The sequence below is a fragment of the Aeromonas simiae genome (assembly GCF_000820125.1).
GTDB classification, from domain to species: domain Bacteria; phylum Pseudomonadota; class Gammaproteobacteria; order Enterobacterales; family Aeromonadaceae; genus Aeromonas; species Aeromonas simiae.
Genome location: NZ_CDBY01000009.1, coordinates 1,648 through 20,102, shown reverse-complemented (window position 1 = coordinate 20,102; position 18,455 = coordinate 1,648). Strand labels below are relative to the sequence as shown.

Annotated in this window: 15 protein-coding genes and 1 pseudogene; 13 read left to right on the top strand and 3 right to left on the bottom strand. The window is 60.8% G+C overall.

Annotation, left to right across the window (positions count from 1 at the left end):
• The first annotated feature begins 91 nt into the window (after positions 1-91).
• From norV to BN1134_RS19075, 9 genes are all read left to right on the top strand, one after another.
• A complete protein-coding gene (norV, locus tag BN1134_RS01735; RefSeq protein WP_042044905.1) occupies positions 92-1,579 on the top strand; it encodes an anaerobic nitric oxide reductase flavorubredoxin in 1,488 nt (495 codons plus the stop codon).
• Positions 1,576-2,709 carry an NADH:flavorubredoxin reductase NorW gene (norW, locus tag BN1134_RS01730; protein WP_042044904.1) on the top strand — a complete coding sequence of 378 codons (1,134 nt, stop codon included), beginning with the start codon at positions 1,576-1,578 and terminating at the stop codon, positions 2,707-2,709. The genes norV and norW overlap by 4 nt, the downstream gene beginning before the upstream one ends.
• A gap of 48 nt (positions 2,710-2,757) precedes the next feature.
• Complete coding sequence (locus BN1134_RS01725) at positions 2,758-3,099, top strand: TehB family protein (protein ID WP_042044903.1); 342 nt, start codon at positions 2,758-2,760, stop codon at positions 3,097-3,099.
• A gap of 9 nt (positions 3,100-3,108) precedes the next feature.
• Positions 3,109-3,654 (top strand): class I SAM-dependent methyltransferase, encoded by a 546-nt coding sequence (locus BN1134_RS01720; protein WP_042044901.1) that lies wholly within the window; start codon positions 3,109-3,111, stop codon positions 3,652-3,654.
• A 74-nt stretch (positions 3,655-3,728) separates the two neighbouring features.
• The gene (locus BN1134_RS01715) at positions 3,729-4,943 is read left to right on the top strand and encodes a 4Fe-4S binding protein (RefSeq protein ID WP_042044900.1); all 1,215 of its coding nucleotides are present in this window, start codon (positions 3,729-3,731) and stop codon (positions 4,941-4,943) included.
• 246 nt (positions 4,944-5,189) lie between these two features.
• Positions 5,190-6,401 (top strand): aromatic amino acid transporter, encoded by a 1,212-nt coding sequence (locus BN1134_RS01710; RefSeq protein WP_042044899.1) that lies wholly within the window; start codon positions 5,190-5,192, stop codon positions 6,399-6,401.
• A gap of 160 nt (positions 6,402-6,561) precedes the next feature.
• The gene (locus BN1134_RS01705) at positions 6,562-7,068 is read left to right on the top strand and encodes a P-loop nucleotide/nucleoside kinase family protein (RefSeq protein ID WP_042044897.1); all 507 of its coding nucleotides are present in this window, start codon (positions 6,562-6,564) and stop codon (positions 7,066-7,068) included.
• 312 nt (positions 7,069-7,380) lie between these two features.
• Positions 7,381-7,977, top strand: coding sequence for an outer membrane beta-barrel protein (locus tag BN1134_RS01700; protein ID WP_042044917.1), 597 nt, complete (start codon positions 7,381-7,383; stop codon positions 7,975-7,977).
• Positions 7,978-8,340: 363 nt separating this feature from the next.
• Entirely contained in the window at positions 8,341-9,312 is a 972-nt protein-coding gene (locus tag BN1134_RS19075; RefSeq protein ID WP_084214677.1) for an FRG domain-containing protein, read from the top strand.
• 390 nt (positions 9,313-9,702) lie between these two features.
• On the opposite strand, the gene glyS is transcribed toward BN1134_RS19075, so the two are convergent.
• Both glyS and glyQ read right to left on the bottom strand, forming a co-directional pair.
• Complete coding sequence (gene glyS, locus BN1134_RS01695; RefSeq protein WP_042044896.1) at positions 9,703-11,772, bottom strand: glycine--tRNA ligase subunit beta; 2,070 nt, start codon at positions 11,770-11,772, stop codon at positions 9,703-9,705.
• 9 nt (positions 11,773-11,781) lie between these two features.
• Positions 11,782-12,705: a glycine--tRNA ligase subunit alpha gene (gene glyQ / locus BN1134_RS01690; protein WP_042044895.1), complete on the bottom strand. Its 924-nt coding sequence runs from the start codon at positions 12,703-12,705 to the stop codon at positions 11,782-11,784.
• Between the two features lie 210 nt (positions 12,706-12,915).
• Between glyQ and BN1134_RS01685 the strand changes: the two genes are divergently transcribed.
• Positions 12,916-13,485, top strand: coding sequence for a DNA-3-methyladenine glycosylase I (locus BN1134_RS01685; RefSeq protein ID WP_042044894.1), 570 nt, complete (start codon positions 12,916-12,918; stop codon positions 13,483-13,485).
• A gap of 58 nt (positions 13,486-13,543) precedes the next feature.
• Here the strand turns inward: BN1134_RS01685 and BN1134_RS01680 are convergent, their stop codons facing one another.
• Entirely contained in the window at positions 13,544-15,601 is a 2,058-nt protein-coding gene (locus BN1134_RS01680; RefSeq protein WP_232300580.1) for a bacteriohemerythrin, read from the bottom strand.
• 153 nt (positions 15,602-15,754) lie between these two features.
• On the opposite strand from BN1134_RS01680, the gene BN1134_RS01675 reads away from it, so the two are divergent.
• The 3 genes and pseudogenes from BN1134_RS01675 to BN1134_RS01665 all read left to right on the top strand — a co-directional run.
• Positions 15,755-16,411, top strand: a complete 657-nt coding sequence (locus BN1134_RS01675) for an OmpA family lipoprotein (RefSeq protein WP_042044893.1) — start codon at positions 15,755-15,757, stop codon at positions 16,409-16,411.
• 311 nt (positions 16,412-16,722) lie between these two features.
• On the top strand, positions 16,723-17,694 hold the full coding sequence (locus tag BN1134_RS01670; protein ID WP_042044892.1) for a TAXI family TRAP transporter solute-binding subunit: 972 nt from the start codon (positions 16,723-16,725) through the stop codon (positions 17,692-17,694).
• 91 nt (positions 17,695-17,785) lie between these two features.
• Positions 17,786-18,455 (top strand): annotated as a pseudogene (locus tag BN1134_RS01665) (C4-dicarboxylate ABC transporter); the annotation flags it as partial.

Genomic DNA, 18,455 nt, shown 5'->3' with positions numbered 1-18,455 from the left:
TTAATTTGTTTAAAAACATGCAATTAAGTTATGGCACGGGATTTGCCTTTTCTCCTTCAGATCGCACGATTCATTTTCGAAGGAGAGCAAGATGTCTATTTTGGTCAAAAACAACATTCACTGGGTTGGCCAACGTGATTGGGAGGTGCGCGATTTTCACGGCACCGAGTACAAGACCACCAAGGGGACCAGTTATAACAGCTACCTGATCCGCGAGGAGAAGACGGTGCTTATCGACACGGTCGATCACAAATTCAGCCGTGACTTCGTGCTGAATCTGGCGGCCGAGATCGATCTTGCCAGCATCGACTATGTGGTGATCAACCACGCCGAGGAGGATCACGCCGGCGCCCTCTCCGAACTGATGGCGCGCATTCCCGGTACCCCCATCTACTGCACTCACAATGCCATCGACTCCATCACTGGCCACCATCACCACCCGGAGTGGAACTTCCATCCGGTCAAGACCGGCGACAGTCTGGATCTCGGTAACGGCAAGCAACTGGTGTTTATCGAGACTCCCATGCTGCATTGGCCCGATAGCATGATGACCTACATGACGGGGGATGCAGTGCTGTTCTCCAACGACGCCTTTGGCCAGCACTATTGCGATGAGCACCTGTTCAATGACGAGGTGGATCAGAGCGAGCTGATGGAGCAGTGCCTGCGTTACTACGCCAATATCCTCACCCCGTTCAGTCCGCTGGTGACCGCCAAGATCAAGGAGGTGCTCGGTTTCAACCTGCCGGTCGACATGATTGCCACCTCCCACGGCATCGTCTGGCGTGATGACCCGGCCCAGATCATCCACCAGTACCTGGCCTGGGCCGACAGCTATCAGGAAGATCGCATCACTCTGTTCTATGACTCCATGTCCAACAACACCCGCATGATGGCGGACGCTATCGCTCAGGGGATCAACGAGGTCGACCCCGGCGTGGCGGTGAAGATCTATAACGTGGCGCGCCACGACAAGAACGAGATCCTGGCTCAGGTGTTCCGCTCCAAGGGGGTGCTGGTGGGCTCCTCCACCATGAACAATGTCATGATGCCCAAGGTGGCGGGCATGCTTGAAGAGATCACCGGCCTGCGTTTTCGTGGCAAGCGAGCCGCGGCGTTTGGCAGCTATGGCTGGACTGGCGGCGCGGTGGATCGGATCCAGACCCGGCTGATGGACGCGGGATTTGATATCAGCCTCTCTCTCAAGGCCAAGTGGCGGCCGGATGGCTCGGCGCTGGCCGAGTGCCGCGAGCATGGCCGCCAGTTGGCGCGTCAGTGGGCGTTGCACCCGCTGGAGGCGCCCCGCCCGATCACCACAACCCAGGTGACGCCCGTTTCCGCTATGCCCGCTGCCGTGACGGCGGCACCGCAAGCCGCCCCAACGGCTGAATGGGACGACGATCAGGCCATGCTCTGCACCGTCTGCCAGTGGGTCTATGACCCGGCCCAGGGCGAGCCGGATCAGGAGGTGATGCCGGGCACCCCTTGGGCGCAGGTGCCTGACAGCTTCCTCTGCCCTGGCTGTGGCATCGGCAAGGAGGTCTTCGAGCCGTGCGGCAAGGCCGAGGAGGCAGCATGAGCGCCGGTATCGTCATCGTCGGGGGTGGCTTTGCTGCCCAGCAACTGGTGCGTACCCTGCGCAAACGTGACGGGGAGGTGCCGATCCGCCTGGTCACCGCCGACAGCGGGGATGAGTACAACAAACCGGATCTCAGCCATGTCGTGAGCCGGGCCAGCAGTAGTGCCGCCCTGGTGCGCCTGCGTGGCTGCGAGTTTGCCGAGCAGCAGCGCATCGTGTTGCAGCCGCACTGCCGGGTGGAGGCCATCGATCGGGAACACGCCTGCCTGCGTACCTCCCAAGGGGAGATCCCCTACGGGCAACTGGTGCTGGCGACCGGTGCACGGGCACGACGTCCGGATGTACCCGGCAGCGAGCTGATGGTCACCCTCAACAGCCTGGCCGAGTATGCTGCCGTCGAGACGCGGCTAGCGCGGACCCGCAGGGTGCTGGTGCTGGGAGCGGGGTTGATCGGCTGTGAACTGGCGATGGATCTCGCCAGTGCGGGGCGGGAGGTGACCTTGGTCGATCTTGCCCCGAGTCTGCTGCCCTCACTGCTGCCGGCCCCACTGGCCCAGCCACTGCAACAGGCGCTGTTGGACGTCGGGGTCACACTGCGCCTAGGGCAGGGGATCGCCAGGCTCGATGCCCATGGTGAAGGGGTGTTGGCCACCCTGACCGGGGGGGAGAGGAGCGAGCAGGATCTGGCGATCGCGGCCATCGGCCTGCGCCCGAACATCGAGCTGGCGGCGGCTGCCGGGCTGGAGGTGGGGTGTGGTATCCGGGTCGATGCCCTGCTGCATACCAGCGATCCGCGCATCTTCGCCCTGGGGGACGGGGCGCAGTGGCAGGATCAGTGCCTGCCCTTCCTGCAACCCATAGTGCTGGGGGCCAACGCCCTGGCGGGCACCCTGCTCGGCCACCCCACTGCGCTGGCGCTGCCGCCCATGCTGGTCAAGGTCAAGACTCCCGGTTATCCGTTACAGTTGGCCGGTCGTACCTTGGGCGAGGATCTGCGCTGGCAGATCGAATGGGACTGTCGTGGTTTGCAGGCGCGCGCCGAAGATGGCGCGGGTCAGGTGTGCGGCTTCGTGGTCGGCGGCGATCGCATGAGTACCGCCTTCCCCCTGCTGCGCGAGCTGCCGCGCTGATCTGTTTCATCATCCATTGGCCGGGTGAGCCCGGCCCATCGAAGGAGAATGTCCATGTCACTCATCCCCGCCCACTGGGTCGTTCGTCGCTCCACCCCCTTTTTCACTCGTGACAACGTGCCGGCAGCCCTGCTGACCCACCACAATACGGCGGCCGGTGTATTCGGCCAGCTCTGCGTGATGGAGGGGACGGTCACCTACTACGGCTTTGCCGACGAGCAGGCCGAGCAACCCGAACGGGTGCTCACCATCCGTGCTGGCGAGTTTGCCACCAGTCCACCTCAGTACTGGCACCGGGTTGAGCTATCGGAAGATGCCCGTTTCAACATCCATTTCTGGGCCGAGCAGGCCGAGTCGGATCAGCCGCTTTTTCACAGCCGCACGGCCTGAGAGGGGATCATGGCCAGTTTTGCTGAACCCGAGCGCCTGAGCCTGGTCTTTGACTCGGCTGAGCGCGAGCAGTGGCAGCGCAGCAGCGCCATCCTGGCGCGCATGGCGCTCCCTCCCGATGCCGTGGTGGCCGATCTGGGGGCCGGCACCGGTTACTTCACCCAGCTGCTGCTCGAACAACTGCCGAAAGGTCGGGTGCATGCCATCGATAGCGAGCCGGCGATGGTGGACTATCTCGGTCGCCGCTTTACCGGTGAGGGGCGAGTCAGCGTGCACCAGAGCCAGCCCGATGATCCCTGTCTGCCCGCCGGGGTTAGCCAGTTGCTGGTGGCCAATGTCTATCGCTTTATCGCCGCGCGCGGGCCGTTTCTGGCCCAGTTGCACCGGCAGATGGCCGTCGGCTGCCGCGGTTTGCTGGTGGATCTCCACTCACCCCAGGCGGCCGTCTCGGCAGAGCAGGCTGCCGCCGAGGTGACGGCGGCGGGATTCGTGGTCGACGAGCTGGAGTGCCGCACATGTCCACACCACTATCTGCTGGCTTTTCACCGGCCATGAGCGGGCCAGATCAAAATAGTCACCTTAGATGTCAGTTATGCTGCCGGCACGCTGTGAACGGGTGAGGAGGCGACGTGACCGGGATTGAGGCGCTGACGGTGGCGGCCGGGGTGAGTGCCCTGTGGTGGGGATTGCTGCGCCAGCGCGGCTGGGGGCGCCGCGTCGCCGCCCTGCTGGTGATGGCGGCCTGGGCTGTGGCGGCCGATGTGTGGCTGTGGGGCGCGCTGGCGTGGGTGACGCTGGTCGGTTGGGGGTGGCGCCGATGGCACCCGCATACGGGCTCGCCACGGGGGCAAGCTGGGCGGCTGCGCGAGGGGATGCGGCAACTGTTGCTGCTCTCCTGGACGCTGGTGGCGGCCCAGTACCTGCTCTATGTCTGGCAGCTTGGGCGTGGTGAGACGCCACTGCTGGCGCGCCCTGATATCGTCGATGCCTTCTTACCGATTGCCGGCGGCCTTGGATTGCGGGCATGGGGAGCGCTGGGCCTCACCGATCCGCATCACCCCGCCGCGACTGTCACCCTGCTGGTCATCTCCCTGTCGGCCCTGCTGCTTGGGCGCAGTTTCTGCGGCTGGGCCTGCCCACTCGGGCTCATCGGTGAGTGGCTGCACCGGCTACGCAGCCGCTGGCTGCCGGGGGAGTGGACGCCACCGCGCTGGCTCGACATGCTGCTGCGCGCCCAGAAGTGGCTGGTGCTGGGGTTCTTGCTCTTCATTATCTTGCTGGCGGTGCCGACGGCGGCGCTGCCCGGTTATCTTGCCAGCTCCTATCATCAGGCGGCCGACATGAAGATGGGCGCCTTCTTCTTCACCCTGACGCCACTGGCGGCCGGGTGCCTGGGTTGGGTGCTGCTGCTCACCGTGACCTTCCGTCAGGGATTCTGCCGCTATCTGTGCCCCTATGGCGCCTGGCTCGGCCTGCTCGCTGTGGTGGCGCCCCTGCGCATCCGTCGTGATAAGTCGCGCTGCCTGCGCAGCCAGGGCCATGACTGTGACAAGTGCAGCCGGGCCTGCCCGGCCCGTATCGAGGTGCATCAGATCATCGCGGTGCGCAGCCTGGAGTGCAGCGACTGTCGCCGCTGCATGGCGGCCTGCCCGAGTCGGGCCGATGCGCTGCACCTGGGGAGTGCCCGCCGGCGTCTGGGCGCCCCACTGCAACTGGCGCTGCTCTGCCTATTCCTGTTTTTGCTGCCGCTGCTGGCCGATGGCCTGCTCGATCTCTGGGTCAGCCAGACCCCGCTTGCGGTGCGCCGGCACCTGCTGGCGCTGTTGCCCTACCTCTCCCATTGAGGCAAACGGGGTGAGCGAGGCATTTGCCCGCAGCGAAGGAGCAGGGTAAAGTCCCCCGACCCGGCCTAGCCGGGGGGATGGTCGGGCTGTACAGGTCGGGTTGTCCTGTCGTGTGCTGAACTGGTGCCTGCCCTGGCGCCGGCATGCCGACGGCAAGCGGGCCGCAGCCAGGGTGCTGGCGGCCCCCGGACGGACGGGCAGGGGCCCGCCGCTCCGCTTTCGAATCATCCGTCGTGGGGAAACGTTATGGAACACAAACCATCCTTGGTGGGCGGGGCATGCATCATTGCCGGCGTCTGTGTGGGAGCCGGCATGTTGGGGTTGCCGAGCGCGGGCGCGGGGGCATGGACTCTCTGGTCCATGTTCGCGGTGACGCTGACCATGGTGGTGATGACGGTATCGGGCTGGATGCTGCTCGAATCCTACAAGGGTTATCCGCTTCGCGTCTCATTTGATACGGTCACCCGCGATCTGCTGGGCAAGAGGGTCAATGCCCTCAACAACCTGAGCGTCTATTTCGTCGGCGGCATCCTGCTCTATGCCTACATCACCTCGTCGGGGCTCATCATCCAGGAGATGCTGGGGCTGGAGAGCCACTGGGGCTCGGTGCTGTTTACCCTGTTCTTCTCTGTCGTGGTGTGGCACTCCACCCGGGCGGTCGACCGCATCTCGGTGCTGTTGGTGATCCTGATGGGGCTGAGCTTTGCGTTCGGTATCTCGGGCATGTCGATGAACGTTCGCCTCGATCTGCTGCTCGATCGGATCGGCAGCGAGACCCACTACGTCCCTTATGCCCTCGGCATGTTGCCGGTGGCGCTCACCTCGTTCGGCTATCACCACTCGGTCTCTTCGATGCGGGCCTACTACGGCGAGGAGCGCCGTGCCAGCCGCGCCATCCTAGGGGGCACCGCCATCGCGCTCACCTTCTATCTGATTTGGCTGGCCAGCGTGTTCGGCAACCTGCCGCGCAGCGAGTTCGGCCCGGTGATCGAGCAAGGGGGCAACGTCGATGCCCTGCTCAAGGCGCTTGGCTCGGTGATCGAGTCCAAGGCGGTGGCAAGCGCCCTCAACGCCTTCTCCATGGCGGCCATCCTCTCCTCCTTTATCGGGGTCGGGCTGGGGGTGTTCGACTATCTGGCCGATCTGTTCCAGTTCGATAACAGCCGGGGTGGCCGCGCCAAGTCGTGGGCCGTCACCTTCCTGCCGCCGTTGCTGCTCTCGCTGCTGTTCCCGTTTGGCTTCTTGGTGGCCATCGGCTATGCCGGCGCCGTGGCCACCCTGTGGACCTGCATCATTCCGCCGCTGCTGGCGTGGAAGGTGCGCCGCATGGGGAACAAGGAGGGGTTCCGCGCCCCCGGCGGGCTCCCCATGATAGTGCTGGTGATCGCCTTCGGCGTGCTGACCGCCGCCTTCCACCTGCTCAACATGGTCGATCTGCTGCCGGTCTATAAGGGCTGAACGCTGATGAGCTGACACAAAACGGCGCCTCGGGGCGCCGTTTTTATTGGTGGCACTGGGTGGGCTACCCGCATCAGTGCGGCCGGTTAAAGCGGCGGTCGGGAGGGCGGTAATCCGATACCATGTGGCTCAAGTTCTTCTTTCATCACAGGAATAGAGCATGCTGATCATCTTCAGTGGTTTGCCGGGCAGTGGAAAAAGCACCATTGCGCGCGCGTTGGCCCAGCGCGTGGGGGCTGTCTATTTGCGCATTGATACCATAGAGCAGGCCCTGCGTGACGCCGAGCAGGCAGAGCGGGAGATGGGGCCGGCCGGTTATGTCGTGGCCTATGGGCTGGCCAGAGAGAACCTGGCACTTGGCTCGATCGTCATCACGGATTCCGTTAACCCTATCCCCCTCACCCGGGATGCCTACCACGACATCGCCCGCTCGGTCGGGGTGCCCTATCTCGATATCGAGGTGGTCTGCTCCAACCCGAGTCTGCACCGGGAGCGGGTTGAGAAGCGGAAGGTGGATATCGAGGGGTTGGTATTGCCCGACTGGCAGGCGGTGATCAACCGCCACTATGAGCCCTGGGACAGGGAGCGCCTGATATTGGATAGCGCCGTCTTGTCGGTAGCGCAGAGTGTGGAGCAGATCGTCGCCGCGTTGGCCAAGGTGCGATGAGCGCAGCGTCACCGGACGCTCGAGATGTACTTGTCCCGGCGGGTTGCTGCGAGGCCAGCCGGAAGGGGGGGGGGGCGGTTGGCTGTATATCGGCGCTGGTTGGTGCTTTATCTTGCGAAACCCCACCTACGAGCCACCTTATTCATCAAGGCGATGTTGCTGGAGAATATCTTCAATTATTTGGTTATTTCGCCACGAGCATGTAAGAAAAGTCATAATTTCAAATGGAAAGTATAATAACCAGACAGGTTCGATTGAAATCGATCGCTGATTTCATTATGTTTCGGCCGAATTTAAATTATAGGTGGAAAAATGAAAGTCAGTATCTCTGCGATATTAATTACGGCCCTTCTTGGTTCCGGTGCAGTTCAAGCCGCCAGCTCCAATTGGTATGTTGGTGGCAAGGTCGGTTGGTCAAAGTTCCATAATGTCGATATGGACCCGATATTTAAGTATGGTGGCGGGGAGGCGGACTCTGATGATGTTAGCTTGGGTGCCTTCATGGGTTATCAGTTCCATAAAAATGTGGCAGTAGAGCTTGGCTATGATTGGCTGGGGCAATACAAGCAAGAGAGCATCTGGTCTGAAAGCAAGGTGAGCGCTCAGATGTTGCAAGCCACTGTGCGTCTGTCCGCCCCCATGAATACCGAATTGGAAGTGTATACCCGCCTGGGTGGCGCAATGACCTGGACTGAACACAAGCTCTCTTCTATCGTCGGTTCGGCATCTCATGATGAAAATAATGCTGCATTTGTAGGGGCCCTGGGGATGCAATACGCAATTGATAATAATTGGTCTGCTCGGGTTGAATATCAATATGTCACCAAGCTGGGTGATTCTGATATTGAAAACGGCGGCGTGTCCATGAATAACAGCACAGTATCCATGGGGATGCTCTACCGCTTCTGAGCGTTTTAATTCATCAGCATTGCTGTTGTATCTTGATAAAATAAAAACGGCGCCTTAGTGGCGCCGTTTTTATCTCTGTAAATCCGAGTTTGATATGTGTAGACCGGGGTGGTCATCCTGATCGCAGAGAAAGGTACGCCGTACACAGCGACCGATCGCATGTTATCGGGCGTATCGGCGAGGTTGGGATTCGGTGGATGCCTGGCTTTGTTTTATGGTGGTTGTAAGAGTTGGACTTCGTAAGCTCAGCCCAACCTACTACAGCCTGTATATCGGCGTAGGTTAGCGCTTTACCTTGCGAAACCCAATATACGAGATAAGTTTATAGGTGTTTTGATAGAGACATTTATATGGGGGAATGTGATGGTTGATATAGATCATGAGTTGTCTCTTTTTGGTGTGCTTCATCATGAACAAAAAATTTATGATGGACCTTTATTTAAGGTCCATCCAGAGATAAAAGAGAATCATATTATATATTCTTTCGAAAATAGTGATGACTTACTCGATGCGCTCGGTCATCGTTCTGAGTTATTGAACAGTTGTTATTACCAATATCAGCACAAGTTCATCTTTAGAGGTCACGCAGACCATACATGGAAACTTATCCCAAGTGCATATAGGGAAAGTTTTCCTAGCAGTAAATGGAGTCATTCTAGGAGCAATGATTTCACCAAATACATAGTCAGTGGACAATCCCATTTCAGTGAGGTTAGGAATTTCTCGAAGTTTGTATCTGGTGTTGATGAGATCGGCTTCTTTGTAGAGAGTAATGTGCTTGCTCAATGTAAGGTAATCGACGACCACACATCATTATCTGCGTGCCATTATTTTAATTGGCCAAATAATGATTCTTATCGATTGTTAGCACTAGCTCAACACTATGGGATGCCAACGCGGCTTCTAGATTGGACAACAGATCCTTTGGTCTCATTATTTTTTGCAACTCAGGAATGTAAAAGTGATAAATTAGATGTGTGGGTGTTGCCAGAACTTCTTATTAAGCTGGGTGAAATAATGCGTGGGGTGAAAGTGATTCATGTCCCAAAGGTCGATAATATAAATGTTCAGGCGCAATCAGGTCTATTTACTAATCACATATTTAAGCCTGCTGATGGTTTGGCATCTTTAGATGAAAGTTTAATGATGATTATAAGGGGAAATGAAAAAGCAATCCAGATTCTTAATAAGCTCTCATTAAAACCAAGGAGGTTTACACTTCCTACAAGTGAGCGTGAAAACCTGAGAAGAAAAATAATTTCAATGGGGATTACATGGACAAAAATCACACCATCATTATATGGAGTAACAAAGGCAATAACAGAAATGCGGTAATTGATGCAAGGCTGGTGCATTATTGCAGTTTCAAGCAAAAGTTAGCACGGTATTGGATCCCCCTCTGATTCGCCGAGGCGAGCCCGGTTGTCCAGGCCGCGAGGCAGGGATGCCGAGCGAGCGGCGGCGGGACAGGGATGAACCGTCGGCGCGTGCCGTTGGACAAACGGGTGAGGCGAGGGGACCCGATGCCAGTCGGGCGGATCAGCGGGGGAAGGCCTTCTTGGTGACTTCTTGGGCCTGCAAGAAGTCACTCGCCCCGGCCCGCAGGGCGGGCGAAACCCGGTCGAGGGCGGAGCCCTCGTGTTTTGCACGGTGAAGCACGATGTTGCCACTGCCAATGGATCATAAAAAAGGCGCCCGAAGGCGCCTTTCCTGATACAGGCTGCGTTACTGCAACAGCGAGATATCCGCCACTTGCAGGAACAGGTTGCGCAGGTTGTTGAGCAGTGCCAGACGGTTGGCTTTGAGGGCCTCGTCGTCGGCCATCACCATCACCTCTTCGAAGAAGGTGTCGACCGGCTCGCGCAGGGCGGCCAGACGGGTGAGGGCGGCCTGATAGTCGCCAGCGGCGAACAGCGGGGCCAGTTCGCCTTGCAGTTCGGCCACCTGGGCGGCCAGCGCCTTCTCGGCGGCATCGACCAGCAGCTCCGGCTTGACGGCAGTCGGCAGTTCGCCTTCCACCTTGGCCAGGATGTTGCTCACGCGCTTGTTGGCGGCAGCCAGTGCCAGAGCGGCATCCAGGGTGCGGAAGTGGCTGACGGCCTTAACGCGGCGATCGAAGTCGAGCGGACGGGTCGGGCGGCGGGCCAGTACGGCCAGCACCACGTCGGCGCCGATCCCTTCGTCCTGATAGGCGGCACGGAAGCGCCCCAGCATGAAGTCGACCACGTCGCTGACGACGGTCTTGTTGGTGAGCTTGTCACCGTAGACGCTGACCGCTTCTTCGACCAGCTCCACCAGATCCAAGTCCAGCTGCTTCTCGGTCATGATGCGCAGGGCACCGATAGCGGCGCGGCGCAGGGCGAACGGGTCCTTGTCACCCTTGGGCAGCATGCCGATGCCGAAGATACCGGCCAGGGTGTCGAACTTGTCGGCCAGCGCCACGGCGCAGGAGACCAGGCCGGACGGCAGGGCATCGCCGGCAAAGCGCGGCATGTACTGCTCGTTGAGGGCCAGAGCCACCGCCTCGGCCTCACCGTCGTGGCGGGCGTAGTGCATCCCCATGACACCCTGGGTGTCGGTGAACTCGCTCACCATGTTGGTCAGCAGGTCGCACTTGGAGAGCAGGCCGGCGCGCTGGGCCTGGGCCACGTCGGCGCCAATCTTGGCGGCGATAAAGCCGGCCATGGCTTCGATGCGGGCGGCCTTGGCACGCACGGTGCCGAGCTGCTGCTGGAACAAGACGGTCTCGAGGCGCGGCAGGTGGTCGGCCAGCTTCTGCTTGAGGTCGGTCTTGAAGAAGAACTCGGCGTCGGAGAGACGCGGGCGCACCACCTTCTCGTTACCGGCGATGATCTGGCTCGGATCTTTCGACTCGATGTTGGTGACGAAGATGAACTTGGGCAGCAGCTTGCCGCTCTGGTCGTAGACCGGGAAGTACTTCTGGTCACCCTTCATGGTGTGCACCAGTGCCTCGGCCGGCACGGCCAGGAACTTCTCTTCGAAGTTGGCGGTCAGCACCACAGGCCACTCGACCAGGGCGGTGACCTCTTCCAGCAGGTCGTCGTCCAGATCGGCCACGCCACCGCAGGCGGCGGCAGCGGCTTCGACGTCAGCCTTGATCTTGGCCTTACGCGCCATGAAGTCGGCCATCACCATGCCCTTCTCCAGCAGGATTTGCGGATACTGGCTGGCGTTGTCGATGGTGAACTCGCTCTCACCCATAAAGCGGTGGCCGCGCAGGGTGCGGGCGGAGTCGATGCCCAGGATGTGGGCCGGCACCAGATCCCCATCCAGTAGCAGGGTCACGGTGAACACCGGACGCACGAACTGGATGGTCTTGTCGCCCCAGCGCATCATCTTGGGGATGGGCAGCTTGGCAAGCGCTTGGCTAACCAGTTCGCCCAGCAACTCTTTCGCCGGACGACCCTCGATCTGGGCGGTGTGCACCAGCCACTCACCCTTGTCGGTGACCAGACGCTCGGCCTGATCGACCGTGATGCCGTTGCCACGGGCCCAGCCTTCGGCGGCCTTGGTCGGCTTGCCGTCGGCATCGAACGCCTGCGCCACGGCCGGGCCGCGCTTCTCGACGCTCTTGCTTGGCTGATCGCTGGCCAGCTCGCTCACCTTCAGCGCCAGACGGCGCGGGGAGGCAAACCACTCGACCCCGGCGAAGGCCAGATCGGCCTTGGTCAGCTCGCTCTTGAAGTTGTCTGCAAAGGCGTCGGCCAGGGAGTGCAGGGCCTTGGGGGGCAGTTCGGCGGTGCCGATCTCTACCAGAAAAGTATGTTGTGCCATGTCCGTTCCTTAACCTTGCTTGTTCTCTGCGCGCTGGCACATGGGAAAGCCCAGCGCTTCGCGGGAGGCGTAATAGGCCTCGGCCACCGCCTTGGTCAGGGTGCGAATGCGCAGGATGTAGCGCTGACGCTCGGTGACCGAGATGGCCTTGCGGGCATCCAGCAGGTTGAAGGAGTGAGCGGCCTTGAGGATGCGCTCATAGGCCGGCAGCGGCAGCGGTTTTTCCAGTGCCAGCAGGGACTGGGCTTCCTTCTCGTACTGCTCGAAGCAGTGGAACAGGAACTCCACGTCGGCGTGTTCGAAGTTGTAGGTGGACTGCTCCACTTCGTTCTGGTGGAACACGTCGCCATAGGTGGTCTTGCCGAGCGGGCCGTCAGACCAGACCAGGTCGTAGACGCTGTCGACGCCCTGGATGTACATGGCCAGACGCTCGAGGCCGTAGGTGATCTCGCCGGTCACCGGCTTGCACTCGAGGCCGCCCACCTGCTGGAAGTAGGTGAACTGGGTCACTTCCATGCCGTTGAGCCACACTTCCCAACCCAGACCCCAGGCACCCAGCGTCGGGTTTTCCCAGTTGTCTTCCACGAAGCGGATGTCGTGGATCTCGGGGTCGAGCCCCAGCTCTTTCAGGGAGCCGAGATAGAGCTCCTGAATGTTGTCGGGGGAGGGCTTGATGATCACCTGGAACTGGTAGTAGTGCTGCAGGCGGTTCGGGTTCTCACCGTAGCGGCCGTCAGTCGGACGGCGGGACGGTTGTACGTAGGCGCAGGCGATGGGCTCGGGGCCCAGGGCGCGCAGGCAGGTCATGGGGTGGGAGGTACCGGCACCCACTTCCATATCCAGCGGCTGAATGATGGTACAGCCCTGGCGGGACCAATAGTCCTGCAGCTGCAGGATCAGGCCCTGAAAGGTTTTGACATCGAATTTTTGCATAATTTTTTTCGCGCGAAATGAAATCAGAGCAAGATTTGCTGAATGTGAACCGAAGGAGTATACCGCCTGGCATGGTCGGATAATAGGCGAAATTACAGGGGATTAGTGTGATGACGCTGCGCCGGGCCTGGGCGGGAGGGGGAGCCGGCACTCGCATGTCCGGGTTGGAGCCGGTACATTGGGGCGGGATGAAATGAGAGGAGAGAGGAAATGGAATTGCGTTGCGCCTGGGTGACCCGTGACCCGGCCTACATCGAATACCATGACAAACAGTGGGGGCGGCCTGTCTACGATGCCCGCGAGCTGTTTGCCAAACTCTGCCTCGACGGCCAGCAGGCGGGGCTGTCGTGGATCACCATCTTGAAGCGCACCGAGAGCTACCACCTCGCCTATGCCGACTTTGACCCGGTGCGTATCGCGCGGTTCGACGAGCAGGATGTGGAGCGGCTGATGCAAGACCCCGGCATCATCCGCAACCGGCTCAAGGTGCACTCGATCATCAAGAACGCCAAGGCGCTGCTCGCCATGGAGGCCGAGGGGATCGACTTTGTCGCTTTCCTGTGGGACTTCGTCGGCGGCGCCCCCATGGTCAACCAGCGCCAGGGCAACGGCGACATTCCGGCCACGTCGCCTGAGTCGGATGCCATGTCCAAGGCGCTTAAGAAGCGCGGCTTCACCTTCGTCGGCAGCACCATCTGCTACGCCTTCATGCAGGCGGTGGGGATGGTGAACGATCATCTGGTGACCTGCCCCTGTCATGAGCAGTGTCAGCGCGGCTAGGCGAGTGCTCACTCAAAGGGGGGCCTGAGCCCCCCTTGTTGGTTGCCGAGTCTGCGTCTTAGCGAATACCGGCCTGTTGCATCGGCTCGCCATAGAGTTTGTCGGAGCGGAAGATGTGGTCGAGCAGCCAGTTCTTGAGAAAGGCGATCACCTCCAGGCTGTCCTCCTGTTCATCACCGCTGTGCTGGGTCAGCAGATGACCCAGTTCATGCAGCAGTTTGGCGTGTTCCTGCTTGTGGCGTTGTAGGCCGGGGTAATGGGCCTGCGCCATCCCCCTCTCTTCATCGGCAAAGTGCTGGCGGGCCAGCGAGAGCAGTTCGTTCAACCTTTGCTCCCGCACGTGTGAAGGGGCCTTCTCCTGCACGGCCTGATAGATCCGGTTCATGGCGTTGAACAGCCCTTGATGCTGTTCATCCATGCTCGGCACGTGGACGGAGAAGCTGTCGTTCCAATGCATCAGATTGCGCTGGTCGTCGCGATCCTCTTGCGCGGTGACCTGGAACTGGCAGCTGATGAGGCCCACTTCCTGGTTGGCGTGGTTCATGTCGCGGGTCTGGTGGCGGGTTTGCCGTGCCAAGGTCAGGCTCTGGCGAGCAATCTCGGCCACATTCACCACATTGCGGCTGGTCTCTTCGGTGACCAGGGCTTGCTGCTCTGCGGCCGCGGCAATCTGGCCATTCATGACATTGACCTGATTGATGACCTCCACGATGGACTCCAGCGTCTGGCCGGTGTGCCCGACCTGGGCCACCGCCTGTTCGCTGACGTGCTGGGTGGTGAGCATGGTCTGAACGGCGCGCTGGCTTTTCCCTTGCAGGATCTCGATGCGTTGCTGGATATCGACGGTGGCCGCCTGGGTTCTGCTGGCCAATTGGCGCACCTCATCCGCGACGACGGCAAAGCCACGGCCATGAACACCGGCTCTGGCCGCTTCAATCGCGGCGTTCAGGGCCAGCAGATTGGTTTGCTCCGAAATGAACTGGATCACCTGCACGATCGATTCGATCTGGCTGCTTTCATGCTCCAGCTGGTTCAGTTCATGGGCCGAGCGCTCGACATGTTCTGCCACCTGACCCATCAGCGCGACCGCGCTCTCGATCTGATGCTGGCCAATATCGATGTCTCCCTTGGCTTTCGCGGTTTCGCGGCGGGCGTGTTCGGTACTGTGTGCGATGTGGTGCACGGTCGATGTCATCTCGTTCAGTGCAGAGGCCAGGGCATCGGTGTTGTGTTGCACCTGATTCATGCTGGTCAGCGAGGTATCGGTGTGCGACATCAGGGTTTGCATCTTGTCGTGCGTCTTGAAGGAGACCGACTGCACCGTCCCGATCAGGCGATCGATGTTCTCGAGGAAGTGATTGAAGACCTTGGCCAGATAGGCATATTCATCGCGCCCCTGCATCGTCAGACGAAAGGAGAGGTCATGGCTGTTATCGGCCAGCCGCTGCACCTGCTCCATCAGGCCGCCCAGCGGGGCCAGGATCTTGCGCTGCAAGAGATACAGCACCAGCACGACCAGCAGGAGGCTGAGGCTCAGGATGAGCCAGGTCTGCTGGTTGAGCGAACGACTCTTGTGCAGTGCCGCCTGCTCTAGCTGCTTCAGTTGCTGCTCCTGCTGTTGCAGCGTGTGCGAGAGCACTTTGGTGATGCGGTTGGAGAGGTCGGTGTATCCCCCCGGCTGGGACATCAGCTGCTTGCCGGCCTCGATCCCCTGAGTCTGGTAGGCGGTGACGATGGCGTGGCCAGCGGCTCGCTGACGTAAAAACAGGGCGGCCAGATCGTCTTTTAGCTCAGGCAGGGTATCGAGCAGCGCATCGGCTTGGTGGGCATGCTCATCGGCGCGGGCCAGGTGTTGCGGGGCGCCGGTGAGGGCGGCATTGAGTCGCCAGCGCTGCTCCTGGACTGTGTGGTCGTGCAGGTGCTGCAACTCCAGCAGGTTATCCGTGTGCTCGATCAACTCTCCGGGCAAGGCCGCTAATTCATCGGTGAGGCTGCTGCGCCATAGATTGCTGAAGACCAGGCTCAGCACTATGGCTGAGCTGGCCACCAGCATGATGTGGCGAATGGGGACATTGCGCAGGTGAAAAGACATGTAGTTGATGACTCCGAGTGGCATGCGGGGTGAACCGGCCTATGTAAAAGGGCCTGGGGTGCCGAGGCGCTGATGAGGGCAGGCTAGGTCGCCGCCGACTGCGTCAGACAATGGCGTTAAGCTGGGATACAATTCCTGCCCCGGTGTGATAGCCGATCGACTATTTTGAGGGTTTTCATGAATTTCAAGACACTGGTGCCGGCTCTGGCACTCACCATCGCCGTTTCCGGCTGTACCACCAACCCCTATACCGGCGAGCAGCAGACCTCCAAGGCGGTCTGGGGCTCCATGGCGGGTGCTGCGACGGGGGCTGCCGTGGGTGCGCTCTCCTCCAGCAAGGGGGATCGCAAGAAGGGGATCCTGACTGGCGTGGCAGCGGGCGCGGCGCTTGGCGGCGGCATCGGTTACTACATGGACGTACAGGAGGCCAAGCTGCGTGAGAAGCTGCAAGGCACCGGCGTCAGCGTGACCCGTAACGGTGATCAGGTGATCCTCAACATGCCCAACAGCATCACCTTCGACAGCTCCAGCGCCCAGCTCAAGCCGGCGGGTGCCAACACCCTCTCCGGTGTGGCCACTGTGGTTGCCGAGTTCGACAAGACCCGCCTCAACGTGATCGGTCATACCGACAGCACCGGTACCCGCGAGCTGAACATGAAGCTGTCCAAGCAGCGTGCCGACGCGGTGGCTAACCAGCTGATCGCCAGTGGCGTGGCCGGTTCCCGTATCGTCACCGCCGGTGTGGGCCCGGATCAGCCGGTTGCCAGCAACAGCACCGAAGCGGGCAAGGCGCAGAACCGCCGCGTCACCATCACCCTGACGCCGTTGCAGTAAGCGTGATGCGTGTGCAAATGACAGGGGCCAGCGGCCCCTGTTTTTTTGAGACTCGCGAGAGTCACCCTTAGCAGATTAGCTTGATCCCCTTCAAAAAAATCGCTAAAGATCTGGTCGATCGCCGATTAATATTTGCATCCCACCCGATGGATCGGGTTACTTTTGGAATGTTGTTTTGTTGTGACAGGATGTCGTGGAATATCTCTTCTCGTTTACATCCTGTCAGTATGCCCCGGCATACATCCCGATCACGTCTGCCCGCATCTCTGCGGGGTCATCGCCAGAATCACATCAACATAAAGGATGTACACATGAAGGGATTAACCTTGGCCTGCGCCGTTTCCGCCGCGTTGTGTGGCGTGCTGCCAGCCGCTTCAGTTCAAGCCGCCGAACGTTTCGTGACGATCGGCACCGGTGGCCAGACCGGCGTGTATTACGTGGCCGGCCAGTCGATCTGCCGCTTCCTTAACCAGGGAACCAAGACCCACGAGATCAAGTGCAACGCGCCGGCCAGTGGCGGCGGCGTGGCCAACGTCAACGGCATCCGCTCCGGTGAATTCAACTTCGGCATCATGCAGTCGGATCACCAGTTCAAGGCGCTGAAGGGGGTCGAGCCCTTCAAGGCGCAGGGGGCGATGGAGGATATCCGCGCCGTCTTCTCCCTGCAAAGCGAGGTGTTCACCATCCTGGCGCGCAAGGATGCCAAGATCGCCGGCTTCGACGATCTGAAGGGCAAGCGCGTCAATATCGGTAACCCCGGCTCCGGCCAGCGCGATACCTTCGATGAGGTGATGGCGGCGAAGGGGTGGAACCGCACTGCCTTCAGCCTGGTCTCGGAACTCAAGCCGGCCGAGCAGGCCTCGGCGCTGGGTGACAACAACATCGACGCCATGAGCTACTTCGTCGGCCACCCCAACGGCGCGATCCAGGAGGCCTCGATCACCACCGATACCGTGCTGGTGCCGGTGACCGGCCCCGAGATCGACAAGCTGCTGGCCGAGAAGAGCTACTACACCAAGGCCGAGATCCCCGGTGGCCTCTACAAGGGCAACCCGGCGCCGACCCCCTCCATCGGTGGCAAGGCGGTACTCTCGACCAGCGCCAAGACCGACCCGGAAGTGGTCTATCAGCTGACCAAGTCGGTATTTGACAATCTGGCCCGCTTCAAGCGCCTGCACCCGGCTTTTGCCGAACTCAAAGAGACCGACATGATCAAGGTGGGTCTCTCCGCGCCGCTGCATGAAGGGGCGCTGCGCTACTACAAGGAGCGCGGCTGGCTGTAACGCGCTGCCGCTAGCTTCTGATGTACCCCAGACTCGCGACCCCGTCAGGGTGGCGAGTCTGGCTTTATGGCTGTAGTCACCGAGTCACACTATGCAACAAGTACAACAACCCGAGGCGCACTCAGCCGAAGAGCTGATCGCCCAGGACGTGGGTGCCCGCCTGCCGCAGGGCAGCATGAGCTGGGTCATTGCCGGCCTCGCCCTGCTCTGGTCCCTGTTCCAGCTCTGGATCGCCTCGCCGCTCCCCTTCATGGTCGGGGTGGGGGTGCTCAACGATACCGAGACCCGCTCCATCCATCTGGCGTTTGCCATCCTGCTCGCCTATCTGGTGTTCCCGGCCCTGCGCAGCTCGCCGCGGGATCGGGTGCCACTGCCCGACATCGCCCTCGGCGTCATCGGCGCCTTGGTCGCCGGCTACCTGTTCCTCGCCTATACCCAGCTGGCCCAGCGGCCAGGCAACCTGACCACCATGGATTTCACCGTGGCCTGCATCGGCATTCCGCTGCTGCTGGAGGCCGCCCGCCGTGCCCTCGGCCCGGCCCTGGCCGTCATCGCCCTGGTGTTTCTCGCCTATAGTCTGGCCGGCCCCTGGATGCCGGGGCTGCTGGCCCACCGTGGGGTGAGCCTCAATGCGCTGGCTAACCACCAGTGGATCACCACTGAGGGGGTGTTTGGCATCGCCCTCGGGGTCTCCACCAGTTTTGTCTTCCTGTTCGTGCTGTTCGGTGCCCTGCTCGAGCGGGCCGGCGCCGGCCACTACT